Genomic DNA, 17,602 nt, shown 5'->3' with positions numbered 1-17,602 from the left:
TGAGGAGCCCTCTTTTGGCCTGTGACCTGTGGCTGGTACCGCTCGTCGACGTGTTGTGCCACACCCCCGACAACCCGTTCGCCGAGGAACTCGCGCAATACAACAACGTGCTCGCCGAGGCCGGGCTGCCGCCGGTGCCGGTGTACCAGTACATGCCGGGCCTGTCCGGCGACGTCGCCCCGGTCGCGGGCTTCGACTACGACGCGCTGCACTTCCTGCGCCGCGCGTACCTGCTCCAGGTCTGTCAGCTCCCGGTGACTCCGGTCGACGAACTGGGCGGCGACTACGAGCAGCTCCTGGAGATGTTCGAGGCGACGGCCAAGCAGTCGCACCTGGTCTGGCACTACGACCACGCGGGCGCCTACGTCCCCGTCGACTTCCCGGCCCCGCTCTCCAGCGACGAACTCCTGGCGGGCGGCGGCCCGTTGGGCTCCTCCCAGTCACTCCTGCGCGAGCTGGAGTTCGTGGCCCCGGTGATCGGCATCGACCCGGCCAACCCTCCGGCGGCCCCCCAGCCCCCGCTCGCGCCCACGGCCCTGGAGGAACCGGCGGTCCCCGCCCCCTACGACCCGAGCCCCTTCGCCCGCGAACGGCATGTGTGGCTCGGGCTGCACGCGGCGGCGACGCGGAGTCTGGCGCAGGGGTCGATGATCGTCTTCAGCTGATGCGAGCACTCACCGGATCTGGGACAGCCCCTTCTGCAGGTCCTCGAAGTTCATCACCGGCGTGTAGTCCACCCTGGCGCCGAAGTTCTGGAAGAGCTGCTCGGTGAGCGGCGGCAGCTGTGACGAGTCCTGCATGTCGAAGACCAGGAACATCGTGCGGACCCCGTTGTCGGGGCCGAAGTAGGAGGCCTCCGGCTTGAACGCCTCCATGATCTCCTGCATGACCTGGGGCATCTTGCCGCTGCGGATGACTTCGTTCGCCTTCTCCGTGTCGACATGGGCCTGAAGCAGCACGCGCATGAGGTTCGCCTTTCTCTGATCGCTCCGTACGGCCTCACGCTATGGGCGGTATGCGCACTTCGCTCGCTCACTGCTCCATCAGGAGAAGCCATCAGAAGGAGCCACCAAAAGGGGCGCCCCGCCGGGGCGCCCCTTTCAGTTCACCGGAGCCTCAGCTCACAGGAACGAGTTGATCTCGATCGTCTCGTCCCGGCCCGGTCCCACACCGATCGCGGAGATCGGCGCGCCGGACATCTCCTCCAGCGCCTTGACGTAGCTCTGGGCGTTCTTCGGCAGGTCGGAGAAGGACTTGGCCGACGTGATGTCCTCGGACCAGCCGGGCAGGGTCTCGTAGACCGGCTTGGCGTGGTGGAAGTCGGACTGGGAGTACGGGAGTTCCTCGACGCGCTTGCCGTCGATCTCGTACGCCACGCAGACCGGGATCTCCTCCCAGCCGGTCAGGACGTCCAGCTTGGTGAGGAAGAAGTCGGTCAGGCCGTTGACTCGGGTGGCGTAGCGGGCGATCACCGCGTCGAACCAGCCGCAGCGCCGGTCACGGCCGGTGGTGACACCCCGCTCACCGCCGATGCGGCGCAGCGCCTCGCCGTCCTCGTCGAAGAGCTCGGTCGGGAACGGCCCGGCGCCGACGCGGGTGGTGTACGCCTTCAGGATGCCGATCACGCGGCTGATCTTCGTCGGACCCACGCCCGCGCCCGTGCACGCACCGCCCGCGGTCGGGTTGGAGGACGTGACGAAGGGATAGGTGCCGTGGTCGATGTCGAGGAGGGTGCCCTGGCCGCCCTCGAAGAGGACCACCTTGTCGTCCTCCAGGGCCTGGTTGAGGATCAGGACCGTGTCGGCGACGTACGGCCTGATCTTCTCGGCGTAGCCCAGCAGCTCCTCCACGACCTGCTCGACGGCGATCGCGCGGCGGTTGTAGAGCTTGGTGAGGATCTGGTTCTTGACGTCGAGGGCCGCTTCGACCTTCTGCTCCAGGATCGACTCGTCGTAGAGGTCCTGGACGCGGATGCCGACGCGGTTGATCTTGTCGGCGTAGGTCGGGCCGATGCCGCGCCCGGTCGTGCCGATCTTCCGCTTTCCGAGGAAGCGTTCCGTCACCTTGTCCACCGTCACGTTGTATGGCGTGATGATGTGAGCGTTGCCGCTGATGAGGAGCTTGGACGTATCGACGCCGCGCTCGTTCAGACCGCTCAGCTCGGAGAGCAGGACCGACGGGTCGACGACGACACCGTTGCCGATGACCGGGGTGCACCCCGGGGACAGGATTCCGGAAGGGAGCAGGTGGAGGGCGTACTTCTGATCACCCACGACTACCGTGTGGCCGGCGTTGTTGCCGCCCTGGTAGCGCACCACGTAGTCGACGGATCCGCCTAGCAGGTCCGTCGCCTTTCCCTTGCCTTCGTCACCCCACTGAGCACCGAGCAGCACAAGTGCGGGCACGCGCGTACACCCCTTCCGGGCGGGGCATGTCCAAGGTCAGGGGAGCACGCGTAGGGTTTCCGCCGCGTGCTCCACGACCGGCACCGCGACCGTCGTTGGCCGCGAACCGTCGGACCGGATGGCCCCGGAATAGACGAAGCCCCTGGCGCAATAGCGCAAGGGGCTCTTGCACAAAGATGCTACCCGAGGAAGCGAGGCATGGCCGAGGTGGCGACTTTCGCGATGTCCGACCAGCTGCTGGTGGTGATCGATCCGGTCGCTCGGATGACGGACGGGGAGGCGGTCAGGATCGCGAAAGACGTGCTCAGCGCGGGTGCGGCGACGAAAGTGTGCCTGCCGGACGATCCCGACGAGTTCGCCCGGGCACTGGCGCGGCGCGGGTCGCGGCGGCCGGTGGTGGTCGGCGACGACCGGGCACTGACGCGTGCGGTGACCCTGCTGCACCGGCAGCGGGAGCTGGCCGAATGTGTGCTGTCGGTGGTGCCGGTCGGGGGTGCGCTGTCGCTGGCCGGATCCCTCGGGGTGCCGACGGGGGCGGTGGCGGCGGCCCGGGCGGTCCTGGAGGGGGTGGAGCGGCGGCTCGATCTGCTCGTGGACGACAGTGACGGGGTGGTGCTGGGCGGACTGGGCATTCCGCCGGTGCGGGAGCCGGGCGTGCCGGCGGGTGCCACCGCGGTGGGGCCGGGCGCCGGGCGGCCGTGGCTGCGGACGTGCCAGTCGCTGGTACGGACCCTGGTCCCGGCGCGGGCCGCCTCCGCTGCCGGATCCGGACCGGCGCGGCTGCGGGTCGAGGTCGACGGGGCGACGCTGGTGGACCTCGACCAGCCGGTGGAGGCGGTGTCGGTGGCGCCGGGGGGCGCGGGCGTGGCCGAGGTGGAGGTACGGCCGGCTTCGGTGGGGGCGGAGGCGACGCCACTGCGGGTGGAGGGCCGGACCGTGACGGTGTCGGGGGCGCACTTCCGGTACCGGGCGGACACGGAGGTGTCGGGGCCGGTGCGGACGCGGACGTGGGTAGTTCGGGAGGGGGCTTGGGGGCTTACGGTGCCGGTGGTGGGGTGAGCCGTCGGGCCTCGCCCTCGGGGGCCTGGAAGCCGGCGGTGTCGAGCGGCTTGGTGCAGCGGCCCTGGTAACCCTTGTCCGGGGGTTGTCACTTGCCGAACCTCTCCTCCCGATGCGCCCGCCACCGCTCCATCATCGCCGCGACCTCCCGCTCGATGAACTCGAAGAAGGCCAGCGTCTCAGCCATGCGGCGCCCCGCCGGGGTGTCCGCGCCGAGGCTGCTGACACCCTCGCGCAGAGCCGCCTCCCACCGCTTGAGGACGGCCTCGCGGTTGGTCAGGGCCTCGTACCACTGGTCGCCGTGCACCCGGTAGCGCTCCCGGCGCGAGCCGGGCTCCCGCTCGCGCGACACCATGTGCGTCTGGGCGAGGTAGCGCACCGCTCCGGAGACCGCCGCGGGACTGATCTGCAGCTGTTCGCCCAGTTCGGCGGAAGTCATGACGCCCTTGTCGGAGGAGAGCAGCGCGGCGAAGACCCGGGCGGCCATGCGCTGCATCCCGGCCTCGACGAGCTGCGCCGCGAAGGACTCGACGAACTTCGACACGGCCTCGGCGTCCCGCCCACCACCAGCTGCTTCCGTCATGACCTCATCCTATCCGCGCTTCATACGCTTCCTTAACTTCACAAATTTCTGAAAGAAGCGTACGTTCTGAAGCATGACGAAGGCCATCACCGTCTCCGGACTGCACAAGTCGTTCGGCACGACGCACGCGCTCGACGGGCTCGACCTGGACGTCGAGGCCGGCGAGGTCCACGGATTCCTCGGCCCCAACGGCGCCGGCAAGTCCACTACCATCCGCGTACTGCTCGGCCTGCTGCGCGCCGACTCGGGCGGTGCGCAGGTACTGGGCCGCGACCCCTGGGCGGACGCGGTGGAGGTGCACCGCCGGATCGCGTACGTGCCGGGGGATGTGACGCTGTGGCGGAACCTCTCCGGCGGCGAGGTCATCGACCTCTACGGCCGTCTCCGCGGCGGCCTCGACGCCCGGCGCCGGGCCGAGCTGATCGAGCGGTTCGAGCTGGACCCGACGAAGAAGGGCCGCACGTACTCCAAGGGCAACCGGCAGAAGGTCGCCCTGGTCGCCGCGTTCGCCTCGGACGTGGACCTGCTGATCCTGGACGAGCCGACATCCGGCCTGGACCCGCTGATGGAGGAGGTCTTCCAGCGGTGTGTGGAGGAGGAGCGGGACAGGGGCAGGACGATCCTGCTGTCGTCCCACATCCTCAGCGAGGTCGAGGAGCTCTGCGACCGGGTCAGCATCATCCGCAAGGGCCGTACCGTCGAGAGCGGTTCGCTCGCCGACCTGCGTCATCTGACCCGGACCAGCGTCACCGCCGAACTCGCCGGTCCGCCCAACGGGCTGTCGCACCTTCCGGGCGTCCACGACCTCGCCATTCAGTCAACGGAGAGGGGTCAGGGCCACCGCGTCCGGCTCCAGGTCGACACCGACAAGCTGGACGCCGTACTGCGCTCGCTGAGCGAGTCCGGTGTGCGGTCGTTGACGTCGACGCCGCCGACGCTGGAGGAGCTGTTCCTGCGGCACTACCAGGACGACGTCCGTGAGGGGGCGACCGCACGATGACCGCCACCGCCACGAGGACCGACTTCGCCGTACGGTCCGGAGGCACCCGCCAACTGGCGGGCACCACAACGCTGTTGCGCTTCGCACTGCGCCGCGACCGGTTGATGATCCCGGTCTGGGTGGGCGTCAACGCGCTCATGATCCTCTCCATGCCGAACACGCTGGAGAACCTGTACGGCTCCCCGGCCGACCGTGCCGAACTCGTACGGGACACCGCGGCCAACGCCTCCTTCCGCGCCCTGATCGGCCCCGTCTTCGACGACTCGATCGGCGCCCTGACGGCCTGGCGCGTCGGCGTCTACGCGGGCGCCCTCGCGGCCGTGGTGAGCCTGCTCCTCGTCGTACGGCACACCCGGGACGAGGAGGAGAGCGGCCGCCAGGAGCTGGTGGCGTCCGGGATGGTGGGGCGCCGGGCCTCGCTGACGGCCGCGTTGCTGACGGCGGCGGTCGCGAACGCCGTACTGGCCCTGCTGGTGACGGTCGGACTGGCCGGACAGGGCGCCGCCGGGGCACTGGCGTTCGGGCTCGGTCTCGCCGGGGTCGGCATGGCGTTCGCCACGCTGGCGGCGATCGTCGCCCAGTTCACGGAGAGCGCGCGGTTGGCGCGCGGGCTGACGGCCGGGCTGCTGGGTGCCGCGTTCGTGCTGCGGGCGGCGGGCGACTCGGCGAGCGACGACGGCTCTTCGGCGCTGACGTGGGTGTCGCCGCTGGGCTGGCTGTCGAACCTGCGGGCCTTCGCGGACGAGCGGTGGTGGGTGCTGCTGCTGTTCGCGGCGGCGGCTCTGGTGCAGGGCGTGGTGGCCTACGAACTCGCCGGACGCCGGGATGTGGGAATGAGCTTCCTGCCCGCCCGGCCGGGCCCCGCCTTCGGCCGCCTCGGCACGGCGGGCGCGCTGGCCTGGCGGCTGCAGCGCGGCAGCGTGCTCGGCTGGAGCATCGGCTTCTTCCTCGCCGGGGTCGTCTACGGCGGGCTGACCGACGGGGTGGCCGACCTGGTCGGCGACAACGAGAACGCCCGCGAGGTCTTCCAGCGGATGGGCGGGCAGTCGGGTCTGACGGACGCGTTCCTGGCGTCGATGGTCGGGATGATGGGCCTGATCGCCGCGCTGTATGTGGTGGGGTCGGTCCTGCGGCTGCACGGCGAGGAGACCTCGATGCGGGCGGAGCCCGTACTGGCCAACGCGGTCGGCCGACTGCGCTGGGCCGCGGGCCATCTGGTGATCGCCTTCGCCGGGGCCGGGCTGATCATGCTGCTCGCGGGGCTTGGCTTCGCGGCCGGTTACGGCAAGCAGGTGGGCCCGATCCTGGGCGCCTGCCTGGTGCAGCTTCCGGCGGTGTGGGTCGTCGGCGGGCTGGCGGTGCTGCTGTACGGGGTGCTGCCGCGGGCGGCGATGGCGGCGTGGGGCGTGGCCGGGGCGGTGCTGCTGATCGGGTGGGTGGGGCCCGCGCTCGATGTTCCGCAGGCGGTGCTGGATCTGTCGCCGTTCGGGCATCTGCCGAAGCTGCCGGGTGGGGGAATGGAGTGGGGAACGGTGGTGGTGTTGCTGGGGCTGGCGGTGGTGCTCACCGCCGCGGGCCTGGCAGGGCTGCGGCGGCGGGACATGACCACATGAGGGGGCTCAGTCGACGTACTGCTTGAGCTTCTCGGTGTCGAGTTCGATGCCGAGGGGCTCGGGCAACAGAAGCGTGTCACCGAAAGGGACCTTACGGAACTCGCGGTAGCCGACCTCCGGGTCCGGCGCGCTGTACAACTTGACCGTACAGGCGTCGCGGTCGATCAGCAGGTAGAAGGGGATCCCCGCGGCACCGTATGCCACTGGCTTCTCCTGCCGGTCGCGCTGATCGGTGTCGGAGTCGTACGACGTGACTTCGAGGACCAGAAGCACTCCACTCGGATCCGCCCACTCGCCATGCCCGGCGAAGTGTCCCTCAGGTACGAGCACCGCGTCGGGACGGGCCCGGCCCTCGCGGTACTTCTCCACCCTGAGGCCCTGAGTCTGGTAGAGGTCCAGATCCGGCCTCATCTGCATACATCGCCGCGCCAGCCACAGCACGATGGTGTTGTGGTCGCCGTCCGCCACCTTCTTGACCCCGATCCGCCCGTTGATGAACTCGAACCTGACGGCGTCGTCGGTCTCCTTGGCCGCGAACGCGGCGATCCTCTCGAACTCTTCCACCGACATCTGGGGCGACTGCAACGCGCGCTCTGCCATAACCGTCATGGTGCCTCCCTTCGCAGGCACGCACCAGCTTCGCGAGTCGCTTTCGAACACCGACCGGATTCGCTCGGCGATCATCCGAACGAGTGATCACCCCACCTCGACGCTGAGCCCCTCCAACCCCCGGATCACAAAGTTCGGCTTCCGCTCCGGCTCCGCCGCCAACCGCAGCATCGGCGCCTGCTCCAGCAGAGCCGTCATCGACGCCGCCAGCTCGATCCGGGCCAGCGGAGCACCGATGCAGTAGTGGATGCCGGCGCTGAAGGAGATGTGCGGGTTCTCCTTGCGGGTGAGGTCCAGGCGGTCGGGGTCCGCGAAGACCTCGGGGTCGTGGTTGGCGGAACCGAACAGCATGGCGATCTCCGCGCCCCTCGGGATCACCGTTCCGTCGATCTCGATCTCGTCCAGCACCCAGCGTTCGAACAGCTGGAGCGGGGTGTCGTAGCGCATCAGCTCCTCGATCGCGGACGGGATCAGGGAGTGGTCGGCGCGCAGGGCGGCCAGCTGGCCGGGGTTGCGGAACAGGGCCCACCAGCCGTTGACCGTGGCGTTCACCGTGGCCTCGTGGCCGGCGTTGAGGAGGAGGACGGCCGTCGAGATCATCTCTTGCTCGGTGAGCCGGTCACCCTCGTCGTACGCCGCGATCAGGCCGGACATCAGGTCGTCCCCCGGCTGCTTGCGCCGGGCCGCGATCAGCTCGGTGAGGTAGTCCGAGAACTCCACCGACGCGCGCACCGCCTTCGCCGCCGTCTCCTGCGACGGGTTCAGCTCGTACATCCCGCAGATGTCCGCCGACCAGGGCCGCAACTGCGCCCGGTCCGCCTCCGGGATGCCCAGCATCTCGGCGATCACCGCGACGGGGAGCGGCTCCGCCACGTCCGTCAGCAGGTCACCGCCGCCCTTCTCGACCAGCGCCGCCACCAGGCTCCCGGCCAGATCGCGCACATACGGCTTCAGCTGCTCCACCGTGCGCGGCGTGAACGCCTTCGACACCAGCCGGCGGATCCGGGTGTGGTCCGGCGGCTCCAGGTCGAGCATCCCGTGGTCGTTGAGGACGTGGAACGGCTCGTGCTCCGGCGGGGGCGCGGTCCGCCCGAAGTCCTCGTGGGTGAAACGGTGCTGGTACGTCCGGCCCAGCCGGCGGTCGCGCAGCAGCGCCGAGACGTCCGCGTGGTGCGGCACCAGCCACTGGTTCGTGGGCTCGAACCAGTGCACCCGGCCCCGGGCACGCAGTTCGGCGTACGCGGGGTAGGGGTCGGCCAGGAACGCCTGGTCCCACGGGTCGAAAGCGAGGTCGGAAGGAGCTGCCATGCACGGACGTTAGACCGCCGTCCCCCTTCCTGACCAGGGGCCCAGGCCCCGTCCTAGGCCGCGCCGAAGTCGGGAAGCGTGACCGAGCCGTCCTCGGCGAGCGGGAACCCGGGATTGTGGGCGACCTCCCAGGCGTGGCCGTCGGGGTCGGTGAAGGCACTGGAGTAGAAGCCGATCTCGTTCACGGCCGCCGGCTTGGTGACGGTTCCGCCGGCCCGTTCCACCGCCGCCAGCAGCGCGTCGACCTCCGCCTCGGACCGCACGTTGTGCGCGAGGACGATCCCCCCGAAACCGCCCGCCTGCCCGGGCTCCAGACCGCAGTCCCGCGCCAGCTTGTCCCGACCCCACAGCACCAGCCCCAGGCCGCCCGCCTGGAAGAAGACGGTCTCCTGGACCTCCTGGCCCCGCCAGCCCAGGGCTTCGTAGAAGGCCTTGGAGCGGGCCAGATCGGAGACTCCCAGCGTGATCAGAGTGATGCGCTGTTCCATTCCCCCACCGTACGACTCGTAGGGCCCTCAGCCCGGCGTGACCAGCCGCGCCTCGTACGCGAACACCGCCGCCTGCGTCCGGTCCCGCAGCCCCAGTTTCACCAGGATCCGGCTGACGTGGGTCTTGATCGTCGACTCGGCGACCACCAGCCGCTCGGCGATCTCCGCGTTCGACAGGCCCTGCGCGATCAGGACCAGCACCTCCGTCTCCCGCTCGGTCAGCTCCCCGTACGCCGCGTGCGCGGAGGACATCAGCCGCGGGGAGTCGGACAGCTTCGAGAACTCCGTGATCAGCCGCCGGGTGACGGAGGGGGCGAGGAGGGCCTCACCGGCCGCCACCACCCTCACCCCGTCGGCGAGCTGGCGTGCCGAGGCGTCCTTCAGCAGGAAGCCGGAGGCTCCCGCGCGCAGCGCCTGGTACACGTACTCGTCGAGGTCGAACGTGGTGAGCACCAGCACCTTCGCGGAGCCGTCGGCCGCCACGATCTCCCGGGTCGCCTCGATGCCGTTCAGCTCGGGCATGCGGATGTCCATCAGCACGACGTCCGGGGCGAGTTCACGGACCCGCTCCACCGCCTCGCGGCCGTTGACCGCCTCGCCGACGACCTCGATGTCCGGCATCGCGTTCAGCAGGACCGAGAAGCCCTCGCGCACCATCATCTGGTCGTCCGCGATCAGCACGCGGATGGTCATGAGCCGTCCTCAGTGGTCGTGGTGACCGGCAGGAACACCGCCACCTCATAGCCGCCGTCGTCGGTGCGGGCCGCCGTCATCTCGCCGTTCAGCATGGTGACCCGCTCCCGCATGCCCGTGATGCCGTGCCCGGCGCCCGGCGAGGGCTTCACCAGGGCCGGCGCGGGCGGCGGGCCGTTGACTATGCGCAGGCCGAGGCCGCCGAGGACGTACCCGATCTCGACGCGGGCGCTCGCGCCGGGCGCGTGCCGCAGGGTGTTGCTCAGGGCCTCCTGCACGATGCGGTACGCCGACAGCTCCACGCCGGGCGGCAGTTCACGCACCGCCCCGGTCACCGCCTTCTCGACGGTCAGGCCCGCGTCCCGCACGTTCGCCAGCAGTGCGTCCAGGTCGGCGAGGGTGGGCTGCGGGGCGTCCGGGGCCTCGTAGTCCTCGGCGCGGACGACGCCCAGGACGCGGCGCAGTTCGGTGAGGGCCGCCACCGCGTTCTCCCGGATGGTGGCGAAGGCCCGCTCCAGCTCGGGCGGCGGGCTCTCCACCCGGTAGGGCGCGGCCTCGGCTTGGATGGCGACCACGGACATGTGGTGGGCCACCACGTCGTGCAGCTCGCGGGCGATGTTCGTGCGCTCCTCCAGCAGGGTGCGCCGGGAGCGCTCGTGCTCGGTCACCGTCTGCTGCGCGGTCACCTCCTGCCGGGCCTGCCTGCGGGTGTGCCAGATGGCGACGACGAGCAGGATCAGCGCCGAGAAGACCAGAAACGGGGCGGTGTCGTCGCCGTAGTAGTAACTCGGGCCGAGTATCACGTCCGCCACGAAGCCGTACGCCGCGGTGACGGCCCACATGTAGCCGGCCGTGCGCGGCCTGGTGCGTATGGCCACGACCGTCAGCACGGTCAGATGGCAGGCGAAGTTGGCGGGCTGCCAGGGGTAGCCGTCCACGGAGTTGGCGAAGAGCTGGCTGAGCGGGGTGGCCGCCATGGACAGCCAGAACGCTCCGACCGGCCGGATCATGGTCAGCAGGATCGGAAGCGCGGCGAGCGGACCGAGCACCACGGCCGCACCCTCGTTGTCGACGGAGGCCATGAGCAGGGCGAGCAGGGCGACCGCGGAGATCAGGGTGTGCGGTGTCCAGGCAATGTACTCCCGCAGGCGGTCCGGCAGCCGGCGGGTCAGCGGGCCGTCGACACTCATCCGCGGCAGCGGGCGGTAGGCGAAGGCGTCGTGGAACAGGTCCTGCCGCAGCCCCTGCAGGGCGTCCGCGGCCAGCCGGAACTCGGGGCTGCGCTGCTTGGCCGCGTCCCCCGGCGGGGTCGGCGTCTGAGTCGTCTCGGTCACGTACAGAAAGGTAGGCGCACAGCCGTGTCGCGGTCGTCCCCAGTGAGAGGGGTTCCCGCGGATCCGTCTCAGGTACTACGGGTATCCCCGCTGGTCGTGCCGGTCGCACCGCCGCGCGGGGACGTGTCCGTCGGCCGTTCAGTACCCGGAGGGCCGCACCAGCCCCGACTCGTACGCGAACACCGCCGCCTGCGTCCGGTCCCGCAGCCCCAGCTTCACCAGGATCCGGCCCACATGCGTCTTCACGGTCTGCTCGGCCACGACCAGCCGCTCGGCGATCTCCGCGTTCGACAGGCCCTGCGCGATCAGGGCGAGGACCTCCGTCTCACGCTCGGTCAGACCGCCGATCCGGTCCTTGAGCGGGGTGCGGGGCCGTTTGTCCAGGCGGGAGAACTGGGTGATCAGGCGGCGTGTGATGCCGGGCGCGAGGAGCGCGTCCCCGGCGGCCACGATCCTTACCGCCTCGGCCAGTTGGTCGGCGGAGGCGTCCTTGAGGAGGAAGCCCGAGGCACCGGCGCGCAGTGCCTCGTACACGTACTCGTCGAGGTCGAAGGTGGTCAGCACCAACACCTTGATGTGCGGTGTCGCGTCGGTGATCCGGCGGGTGGCCTCGATACCGCCGAGCTCGGGCATGCGGATGTCCATCAGCACGACGTCGGGGGCGAGTTCGGCGACCTTCGCCACCGCGTCCAGGCCGTCGACCGCCTGCCCGATCACGTCGATGTCGGGCTTGGTGTTGAGCAGCACGGAGAAACCCTGCCGGACCATCTGCTGGTCGTCGGCGATGAGTACACGGATGGGGCTGCTCGTCATGGGGGCGGTTCTCCTGTCAGGGGTGGGGAGCGGACGGGGCGTCGCCCCGGGGGAGGAAGGCCGAGACCGCGAAGCCGCCGTGCTGCGTCGGGGCCGCGGTGAGGTGGCCGCCGAGCATCGCCGCCCGCTCGCGCATGCCGAGCAGGCCGTGCCCCGCGCCCGCCGACGGCGGAACCGAGCGCTGCGGGCGGGAGTTGACGACACCGAGATGCAGTCCGTGGAAGTCGTGGGAGATCTCGACGCGCACCTCGGAGCCCGGCGCGTACCGCAGGGCGTTGCTGAGCGCCTCCTGGATGATCCGGTACGCGGACAGCTCCACGCCCGTGGGGTACGAGTGGGCCTCGCCTCTTATGTCGGTGACGACGTCCAGCCCGGCGGCACGGGTGTTCTCGATGAGGGCGTCGAGCCGGTCGAGCCCGGGCTGAGGCGCGTCGGGGGCGGCTCCGGTGCCCGGCCCGCCGAGGCCGTACGGGTCCTCCGGGTTGTCGGGATCCTCGGAGCGCAGGACCCCGAGAACCCGGCGCAGTTCGGCGAGCGCGTCCAGGGCGTTCTGCCGGATGCCCGCGAGGTTCGCCCGCAGTTCCTCGGAGGGGTTCTCCGCCAGGTGCGGGGCCACCTGGGCCTGGATGGAGATCACCGACATGTGGTGGGCGACCACGTCGTGCAGTTCGCGGGCGATACGGCTGCGCTCCTCCAGCAGGGTGCGCCGGGCCCGCTCCTCAGCGGTGATGGTGGTCTGCCGGCCGAGTTCGGCACGGGCTTCCCGGCGGCCGCGCAGCGCCATGCCGAGCACCACGGCGATCGCGAACAGCGAGACGGCGAGCACCCCGGTGCTCAGGTAGCCCGGCGCGCCCATCAGGCCCTGAAGGACGTAGGTGACCAGCGCGGACAGGGCCAGTGCCTCGACGGACACCCGGGTGGGCACCCGAAGGGCGAGCAGCAGCAGCACGAGCAGGTGCGCGATGAGCCCGGCCGACGTCCACGGCCAGGTGAAATCGTGCGCGTCACCGGACAGCAGCCGTTGACGCACCACGAGGGCCCCGATCACGGCGGCCGCCATCGACAGCCACCACGCCGGGATCGGCCGCCACAGGGCGAGCACCAGCGCGCCACCCTGCGCGATCGCGACCGGGAAGGCGATCCCGAAGGCCAGCGCTCCGTTGTCCTGGAGCTGTGCCATGCCGCCGAGCGTGATCCCGAGCGTCGCCACCAGGCACAGCACCCCGTGCGGCAGCCAGCGCAACCACACCGACGGGGGCAGCGGGTCCACCCTGACGGTCCACAGGTCGTCGCGCAGCACCCGCAGCCAGCGCCGCGATCGGCTCGCGAACGCGCGCTGGGTCCCGGGTTCCGTCCCCATCCCCGCCCCCGTCTCCGACACATCGCCAACCCTAGGCATGGTGGCGTACCTCCGTTTCACTGCCGAGGGAGACCCGCTGTGCCCGGACGACTCTGGAACGGCGGCCGGTCGGCCGGCGCGGACCCTGTTCGGAGCCGCGGAATGCCGTCCAGCAGAGCGCCAGCGCCAGGGCGAACAAGGGGAGCCAGGCCAGGCGGGCCGCCACCCATCCGAGGTCGTCGGGGAGGGTGTGCAGGCCGGGGAGGTGGCCGGTCGGCAGGAGCGTGGCCGTGGTCGCCATCAGGGCCGTCTGATGCCAGAGGAAGATCGTCATCGCGGAGAGGTTGACGAGGGCCACCCCCGCCCAGGCCACAGGGCGGCGCATCGCGCGGCGCAGCGGCTCGCGCAGGAGCAGGGCCAGGCCGCACTGGGCCAGGCCGAAGGTGACCGCGGCCAGCGTCGGCGGGTTGAGGTTGGAGATCCCGGCACCCGGGACGCCGACCATCGACGCCGGGTAGCCGGCCCAGGCGACCAGCGCGGCCGTCCCGACAGCGCCGGCCGTCAGCAGGATCCACCCCGCGCGGCGGCGCTCCAGCTCGCCCCGGGTCCAGGCCGCGCCCAGGGTGTACGGCACCAGCCAGCCGGCCGCCACGTTCACCCAGCCGAGCCAGGCGGGGGCGCCGAATCCGAAGCGGAGGAGGTCCACATGGAGGACGACGGCCAGCGGCCAGAGCGGGTTGAGGCGCAGGAGGAGAGGTGTCGCCGCCGTCAGTGCCGCGAAGACCAGCAGGAACCACAGCGGGGACAGGGCCAGTTTGAGCAGCGCGTGGATCGTGGCCGTGTCCGTGCCCGAGAAGAGCAGCAGGAACGACGCCACCGTCCACAGGGTGAGGACGGCCGCCACCGGCTTGAACAGGCGGGACAGACGGGACCGCAGCCACTGTCCGTACGTCGTCCCCCGCGCTCGGGCCGATGTGTAGCCGCGCGTTGCCACGTGACCGCCGACCAGGAAGAAAACGGCGAGGGTCTGGAAGACCCAGGAGATCGGGGCCAGCCAGGGCATGTGCCGCAGCGGGCTCGCCGTGTGCAGGCCCTCGCCGTCCGCCACCAGGGCCGTGACCAGCCAGTGGCCGAGGACCACGCCGAGGATGGCGAAGGCCCGCAGGGCGTCGACCGCCCGGTCCCTCTCGGCGGGCGTGGCGGCTTCGACACGGACGGCCCCCCGCCGTATGCCCTTCCACGCGCCCCGCAGCCTCCCCCGCTCTCGGCTTCGCTCGAGCGGGGGGACCCCCGTCACGGTCGGGGAGTCAGCCATGGGACACCTCCGAGGTCTCGCCCAGGACGATGCGGGTCAGGTTGGCCAGGGACGTCGAGCCCGGCCTGAAGTAGTCGCTGTGGCCGCCGCCGCCCGCCGCGAAGACCCGGGCGCCGAAGGACGGGGACACCGGGTCGGTGCCGAAGCCCACGGTGGTGCCGAACAGGTCGACCTTGATGTGCGGGACCTCCGCGACCCAGTCGTCACCACCGCGGGCCGCCCAGACGCGGGCCGGGGTGTGCAGCGCCGCGGCGGTGTCCGCGCCGGTGCCGGGGCTGCCGACCAGCGCGATGTCGTCCACGTCCAGGTGGGAGGCGGCGCGGCCGCAGACCACCGAGCCGTAGGAGTGGCACAGGAGGGAGACGTGGGCCTCCTGGCCGGTGACGGCACGCAGCTGCCGGATGAACTCCCGCAGTTCCGGGGCCGCTTCCTGCGCTCTGCCCGCCGTCGCGACCGTGGTGCTGACCGTGGCCGGTGTCTCGTAGCCGAGCCAGGCCACGACGGCCGTGCGGGTGCCCTGCGGGGATTCCCGGCTGAGCCGCTCGTACAGGGCCCTCGCACCGTCGCGGAACCGGTCGTACGTGTCGATGGACGTGTCGGAACCCGGGACCAGGACCGCGACACGGTCGGCATGGGCCAGGTCGCCGAAGACCTCCGTCGCGAGGCCGGGGCCGCGCCCGTCGAAGGTGAGGAAGTGGCGGGACGGGTCGGCCATCGCGCGGTCCGCGGCGGCCCGTTCCCGGTTGCCGTGGGCCTCGGCCATCCGGGACGCCTCGGCGGCGTTGGCACGGTTGGCCGCGTACGTCGCGTCCAGCGTCGCCGCCGTCACCGGAGCGGCGAGGGCGGCCGGGGCCGGGGCGGGGATCTCGGGGCGCGCGGCGCCGGACAGCGGGACGACGACGGCGCCGGTGATCAGGGAGGCGAGGAGGACTCGGCGCCAACGGGCGGTGCGGTGAGCACCGCGAGCGCGGGCCGGCTCCTTCGGCTCACTCGCACTCCGCGCCGTACGCAGGTCCCATGCCTCGCCCGACGCGCTCGCCTCCGCTGCCCCCGTCGTACGCCCCATGGTCGTCTTCCCTTCCAGTCCGCCCGGCCACCGGGCTTGTCTGGTTGGGAAATTACGGATCGGGACTCGTCGTCCGCGTCACGCCAGGGAGCTCACCTGCGAGGTAGCTCTCAGGTATTACGGGTATGAGAGGGCAGCCCCACAACTACTACGGGTATGAGAGGGCAGCCCCGCAACAGAGCTCACCACGCCAACTGCGCGATCTCCTCCACCACCACCGCACATGCGTCCGCCGCCGGATCGATCAGCGGAAAGTGCCCGACGTCCTCCAGCAGCGTCAGCCCGACGACCTCCCCCGCCTTCGCCGCCGCGTCCGCGTACGACTCGGCGACGGCCTGCGGAACCACGTCGTCCGTGCGGCCCTGGACCAGGGTCGTGGCGATGCCGGTCGGGAGCAGGAGCGCGGGGTCGGCGTACGGCCGACGTTCGGCGAACTCCACCGCGCCGCCCAGGAGTTGCCGCGCCGCTCCCCCGCAGACGTCCAGCTTGTCGGCGACCGTGAAGTCGGCGATCGGGGCCAGGGCGACCACACCCCGCAGGGGCGCGGGCCGGTCGGTGCGCCAGGGGGCGTCCGCGGGCAGGCAATGGCGGGCCGCCGCCCAGAGGGCCAGGTGGCCGCCGGCCGAGTGCCCGGCGAGCACGGTCCGGCGCGGGTCGGCCTGCGGGAGCGCCTCCCGCACCAGCGCGGGCAGCGCGTCCAGGGCGGCGGCGACGTCGTCGAAGGTCTCCGGCCAGCGTCCGGCGACCGGACCACCGCCCGCACCCGAACCCGCCGGGCCCCCCACACCTTGCACGGCCCTCGCCACCCCCGCGGCACTCGCACCCTCCACGCCCCCCGCGGCCCCCGTCGCCCCTACGACCTCCGCCCCACGCCGATACTCCACATTGGCCACGGCGAACCCCCGCCGCGCCAGGAAGTCCGCGAGCGGGGTGACATGCCGCCGGTCGTACGGCGCCCGCCACGCCCCGCCGTGCAGCAGGACGACCAGCGGGGCCTGGCCGCCCGGACCGGCCTCGCCGCGCGGCGCGTAGAAGTCGATCACCTGGTCGGGATGGCCGCCGTACGAGGCGATGGCGTCGGGGTCGACGGGCGGGTGCGAGAAGGCCGACTCCTCCTCTGCGGCGGCCCGGGCTGCTGCGACGTCGTCCGGCATGCTCCAACCTCTCAGCGACATAAAGGATTTGGACGGTGGCGGGGGTGGCGGACCAGGGTGGGGATTCGGCCGTTGGCGGGGACGGTACCAGGCCGGTGACGTGCGTCGACATGGGGATGTCACGCTCGGTGAGGGTTAAACGGTTCTGCTGTTTCGTTACGCTGGCATCGAAGATCTCATCGCGCATCGTATGCGCACCAAGGAGGCCGATATGTCCGCCGAACCCGGCACCGTACGTCCCGGAGGGCGCACCGCGCGTGTCCGTGCGGCCGTGCTGCGGGCGGCCGGGGATGTGCTTGCGGAGCAGGGTTTCGACGGCCTCGACCTCGCCGACGTCGCCCGCCGCGCGGAGGTCGGCAAGACGACCGTGTACCGGCGGTGGGGCTCGGTGACGGGGCTGGTGGCCGACCTGCTCGCCGAGATGGCCGAGCAGTCGCTGCCCCGTGAGGAGACCGGGTCCGTGCTCGGGGATCTGCTGGCCAACGCGGAACTGGTGCGGCGAACGTTGGCCGATCCCCGGCAGGGCGCGCTGTTCCGCGCCGTCATCGCGGCGGCGACCTGCGACGAACGTACGGCGCAGGCGCTGCGGCGGTTCTACGAGGTGCGGGTGACGGAGTGGGCGCCGTGCGTGGAACAGGGCGTGACGAGGGGCGAGTTGCCCGCCGGCACGGACGCGGAGGCGGTCGTACGGGCGGTGTCGGCGCCCCTCTACTACGAGTTGCTGACGACCGGGACGATCCCGGACGCCCCCGCCGCGGAGCGCGCGGCACGGGCCGCGCATGCCGCTGCCGCGGCGGGGGTGTACGTCACCTAGGACCGGCGG

At 71.4% G+C, this 17,602-nt stretch carries 18 protein-coding genes; 5 read left to right on the top strand and 13 right to left on the bottom strand.

Annotation, left to right across the window (positions count from 1 at the left end):
- The first annotated feature begins 14 nt into the window (after positions 1-14).
- Complete coding sequence (locus IF78_RS0109920; RefSeq protein ID WP_031482756.1) at positions 15-665, top strand: phospholipase D-like domain-containing protein; 651 nt, start codon at positions 15-17, stop codon at positions 663-665.
- A gap of 9 nt (positions 666-674) precedes the next feature.
- Here IF78_RS0109920 and IF78_RS0109915 read toward each other — a convergent pair whose 3' ends face one another.
- The gene (locus tag IF78_RS0109915) at positions 675-965 is read right to left on the bottom strand and encodes a DUF3303 family protein (protein ID WP_031482758.1); all 291 of its coding nucleotides are present in this window, start codon (positions 963-965) and stop codon (positions 675-677) included.
- Between the two features lie 156 nt (positions 966-1,121).
- On the bottom strand, positions 1,122-2,405 hold the full coding sequence (locus IF78_RS0109910; RefSeq protein WP_031482760.1) for an adenylosuccinate synthase: 1,284 nt from the start codon (positions 2,403-2,405) through the stop codon (positions 1,122-1,124).
- A gap of 198 nt (positions 2,406-2,603) precedes the next feature.
- Here IF78_RS0109910 and IF78_RS0109905 point away from each other — a divergent pair, with 198 nt between their 5' ends.
- Positions 2,604-3,464: a diacylglycerol kinase family protein gene (locus tag IF78_RS0109905; protein ID WP_031482762.1), complete on the top strand. Its 861-nt coding sequence runs from the start codon at positions 2,604-2,606 to the stop codon at positions 3,462-3,464.
- A gap of 88 nt (positions 3,465-3,552) precedes the next feature.
- On the opposite strand, the gene IF78_RS0109900 is transcribed toward IF78_RS0109905, so the two are convergent.
- Complete coding sequence (locus IF78_RS0109900) at positions 3,553-4,047, bottom strand: GbsR/MarR family transcriptional regulator (RefSeq protein ID WP_031482765.1); 495 nt, start codon at positions 4,045-4,047, stop codon at positions 3,553-3,555.
- A gap of 73 nt (positions 4,048-4,120) precedes the next feature.
- On the opposite strand from IF78_RS0109900, the gene IF78_RS0109895 reads away from it, so the two are divergent.
- Together IF78_RS0109895 and IF78_RS0109890 are read left to right on the top strand one after the other, a co-directional pair.
- On the top strand, positions 4,121-5,047 hold the full coding sequence (locus IF78_RS0109895) for an ABC transporter ATP-binding protein (protein WP_031482767.1): 927 nt from the start codon (positions 4,121-4,123) through the stop codon (positions 5,045-5,047).
- Positions 5,044-6,660, top strand: coding sequence for an ABC transporter permease (locus tag IF78_RS0109890; protein ID WP_031482769.1), 1,617 nt, complete (start codon positions 5,044-5,046; stop codon positions 6,658-6,660). The genes IF78_RS0109895 and IF78_RS0109890 overlap by 4 nt, the downstream gene beginning before the upstream one ends.
- A gap of 6 nt (positions 6,661-6,666) precedes the next feature.
- Here the strand turns inward: IF78_RS0109890 and IF78_RS0109885 are convergent, their stop codons facing one another.
- The 10 genes from IF78_RS0109885 to IF78_RS0109840 all read right to left on the bottom strand — a co-directional run bounded on the left by IF78_RS0109885 (position 6,667) and on the right by IF78_RS0109840 (position 16,779).
- A complete protein-coding gene (locus IF78_RS0109885; protein ID WP_031482771.1) occupies positions 6,667-7,269 on the bottom strand; it encodes a Uma2 family endonuclease in 603 nt (200 codons plus the stop codon).
- A gap of 87 nt (positions 7,270-7,356) precedes the next feature.
- Positions 7,357-8,577 carry a cytochrome P450 gene (locus IF78_RS0109880; protein WP_031482774.1) on the bottom strand — a complete coding sequence of 407 codons (1,221 nt, stop codon included), beginning with the start codon at positions 8,575-8,577 and terminating at the stop codon, positions 7,357-7,359.
- A gap of 53 nt (positions 8,578-8,630) precedes the next feature.
- Positions 8,631-9,065: a VOC family protein gene (locus tag IF78_RS0109875; RefSeq protein WP_031482776.1), complete on the bottom strand. Its 435-nt coding sequence runs from the start codon at positions 9,063-9,065 to the stop codon at positions 8,631-8,633.
- A gap of 27 nt (positions 9,066-9,092) precedes the next feature.
- Positions 9,093-9,758 carry a response regulator gene (locus tag IF78_RS0109870; RefSeq protein ID WP_031482778.1) on the bottom strand — a complete coding sequence of 222 codons (666 nt, stop codon included), beginning with the start codon at positions 9,756-9,758 and terminating at the stop codon, positions 9,093-9,095.
- Positions 9,755-11,092, bottom strand: a complete 1,338-nt coding sequence (locus IF78_RS0109865; RefSeq protein ID WP_031482780.1) for a sensor histidine kinase — start codon at positions 11,090-11,092, stop codon at positions 9,755-9,757. Before IF78_RS0109865 ends, IF78_RS0109870 begins: the two co-directional genes overlap by 4 nt.
- A 138-nt stretch (positions 11,093-11,230) precedes the next feature.
- Positions 11,231-11,905: a response regulator gene (locus IF78_RS0109860; protein WP_031482782.1), complete on the bottom strand. Its 675-nt coding sequence runs from the start codon at positions 11,903-11,905 to the stop codon at positions 11,231-11,233.
- 16 nt (positions 11,906-11,921) lie between these two features.
- A complete protein-coding gene (locus IF78_RS0109855) occupies positions 11,922-13,265 on the bottom strand; it encodes a sensor histidine kinase (protein WP_051827632.1) in 1,344 nt (447 codons plus the stop codon).
- A gap of 31 nt (positions 13,266-13,296) precedes the next feature.
- The gene (locus IF78_RS0109850) at positions 13,297-14,559 is read right to left on the bottom strand and encodes an acyltransferase family protein (protein WP_078662368.1); all 1,263 of its coding nucleotides are present in this window, start codon (positions 14,557-14,559) and stop codon (positions 13,297-13,299) included.
- Positions 14,552-15,625 (bottom strand): alpha/beta hydrolase, encoded by a 1,074-nt coding sequence (locus IF78_RS0109845; RefSeq protein ID WP_078662367.1) that lies wholly within the window; start codon positions 15,623-15,625, stop codon positions 14,552-14,554. The genes IF78_RS0109850 and IF78_RS0109845 overlap by 8 nt, the downstream gene beginning before the upstream one ends.
- A gap of 182 nt (positions 15,626-15,807) precedes the next feature.
- Positions 15,808-16,779: an alpha/beta hydrolase gene (locus IF78_RS0109840; RefSeq protein WP_031482789.1), complete on the bottom strand. Its 972-nt coding sequence runs from the start codon at positions 16,777-16,779 to the stop codon at positions 15,808-15,810.
- Positions 16,780-16,990: 211 nt separating this feature from the next.
- On the opposite strand from IF78_RS0109840, the gene IF78_RS0109835 reads away from it, so the two are divergent.
- Positions 16,991-17,593 (top strand): TetR/AcrR family transcriptional regulator, encoded by a 603-nt coding sequence (locus tag IF78_RS0109835; RefSeq protein ID WP_031482790.1) that lies wholly within the window; start codon positions 16,991-16,993, stop codon positions 17,591-17,593.
- The last annotated feature ends 9 nt before the right edge of the window (positions 17,594-17,602 follow it).

Source organism: Streptomyces bicolor, assembly GCF_000719285.1.
GTDB lineage: Bacteria > Actinomycetota > Actinomycetes > Streptomycetales > Streptomycetaceae > Streptomyces > Streptomyces bicolor.
Note: the sequence above shows the minus strand (reverse complement) of the source record. Positions and strands in the feature narration are given on the sequence as shown.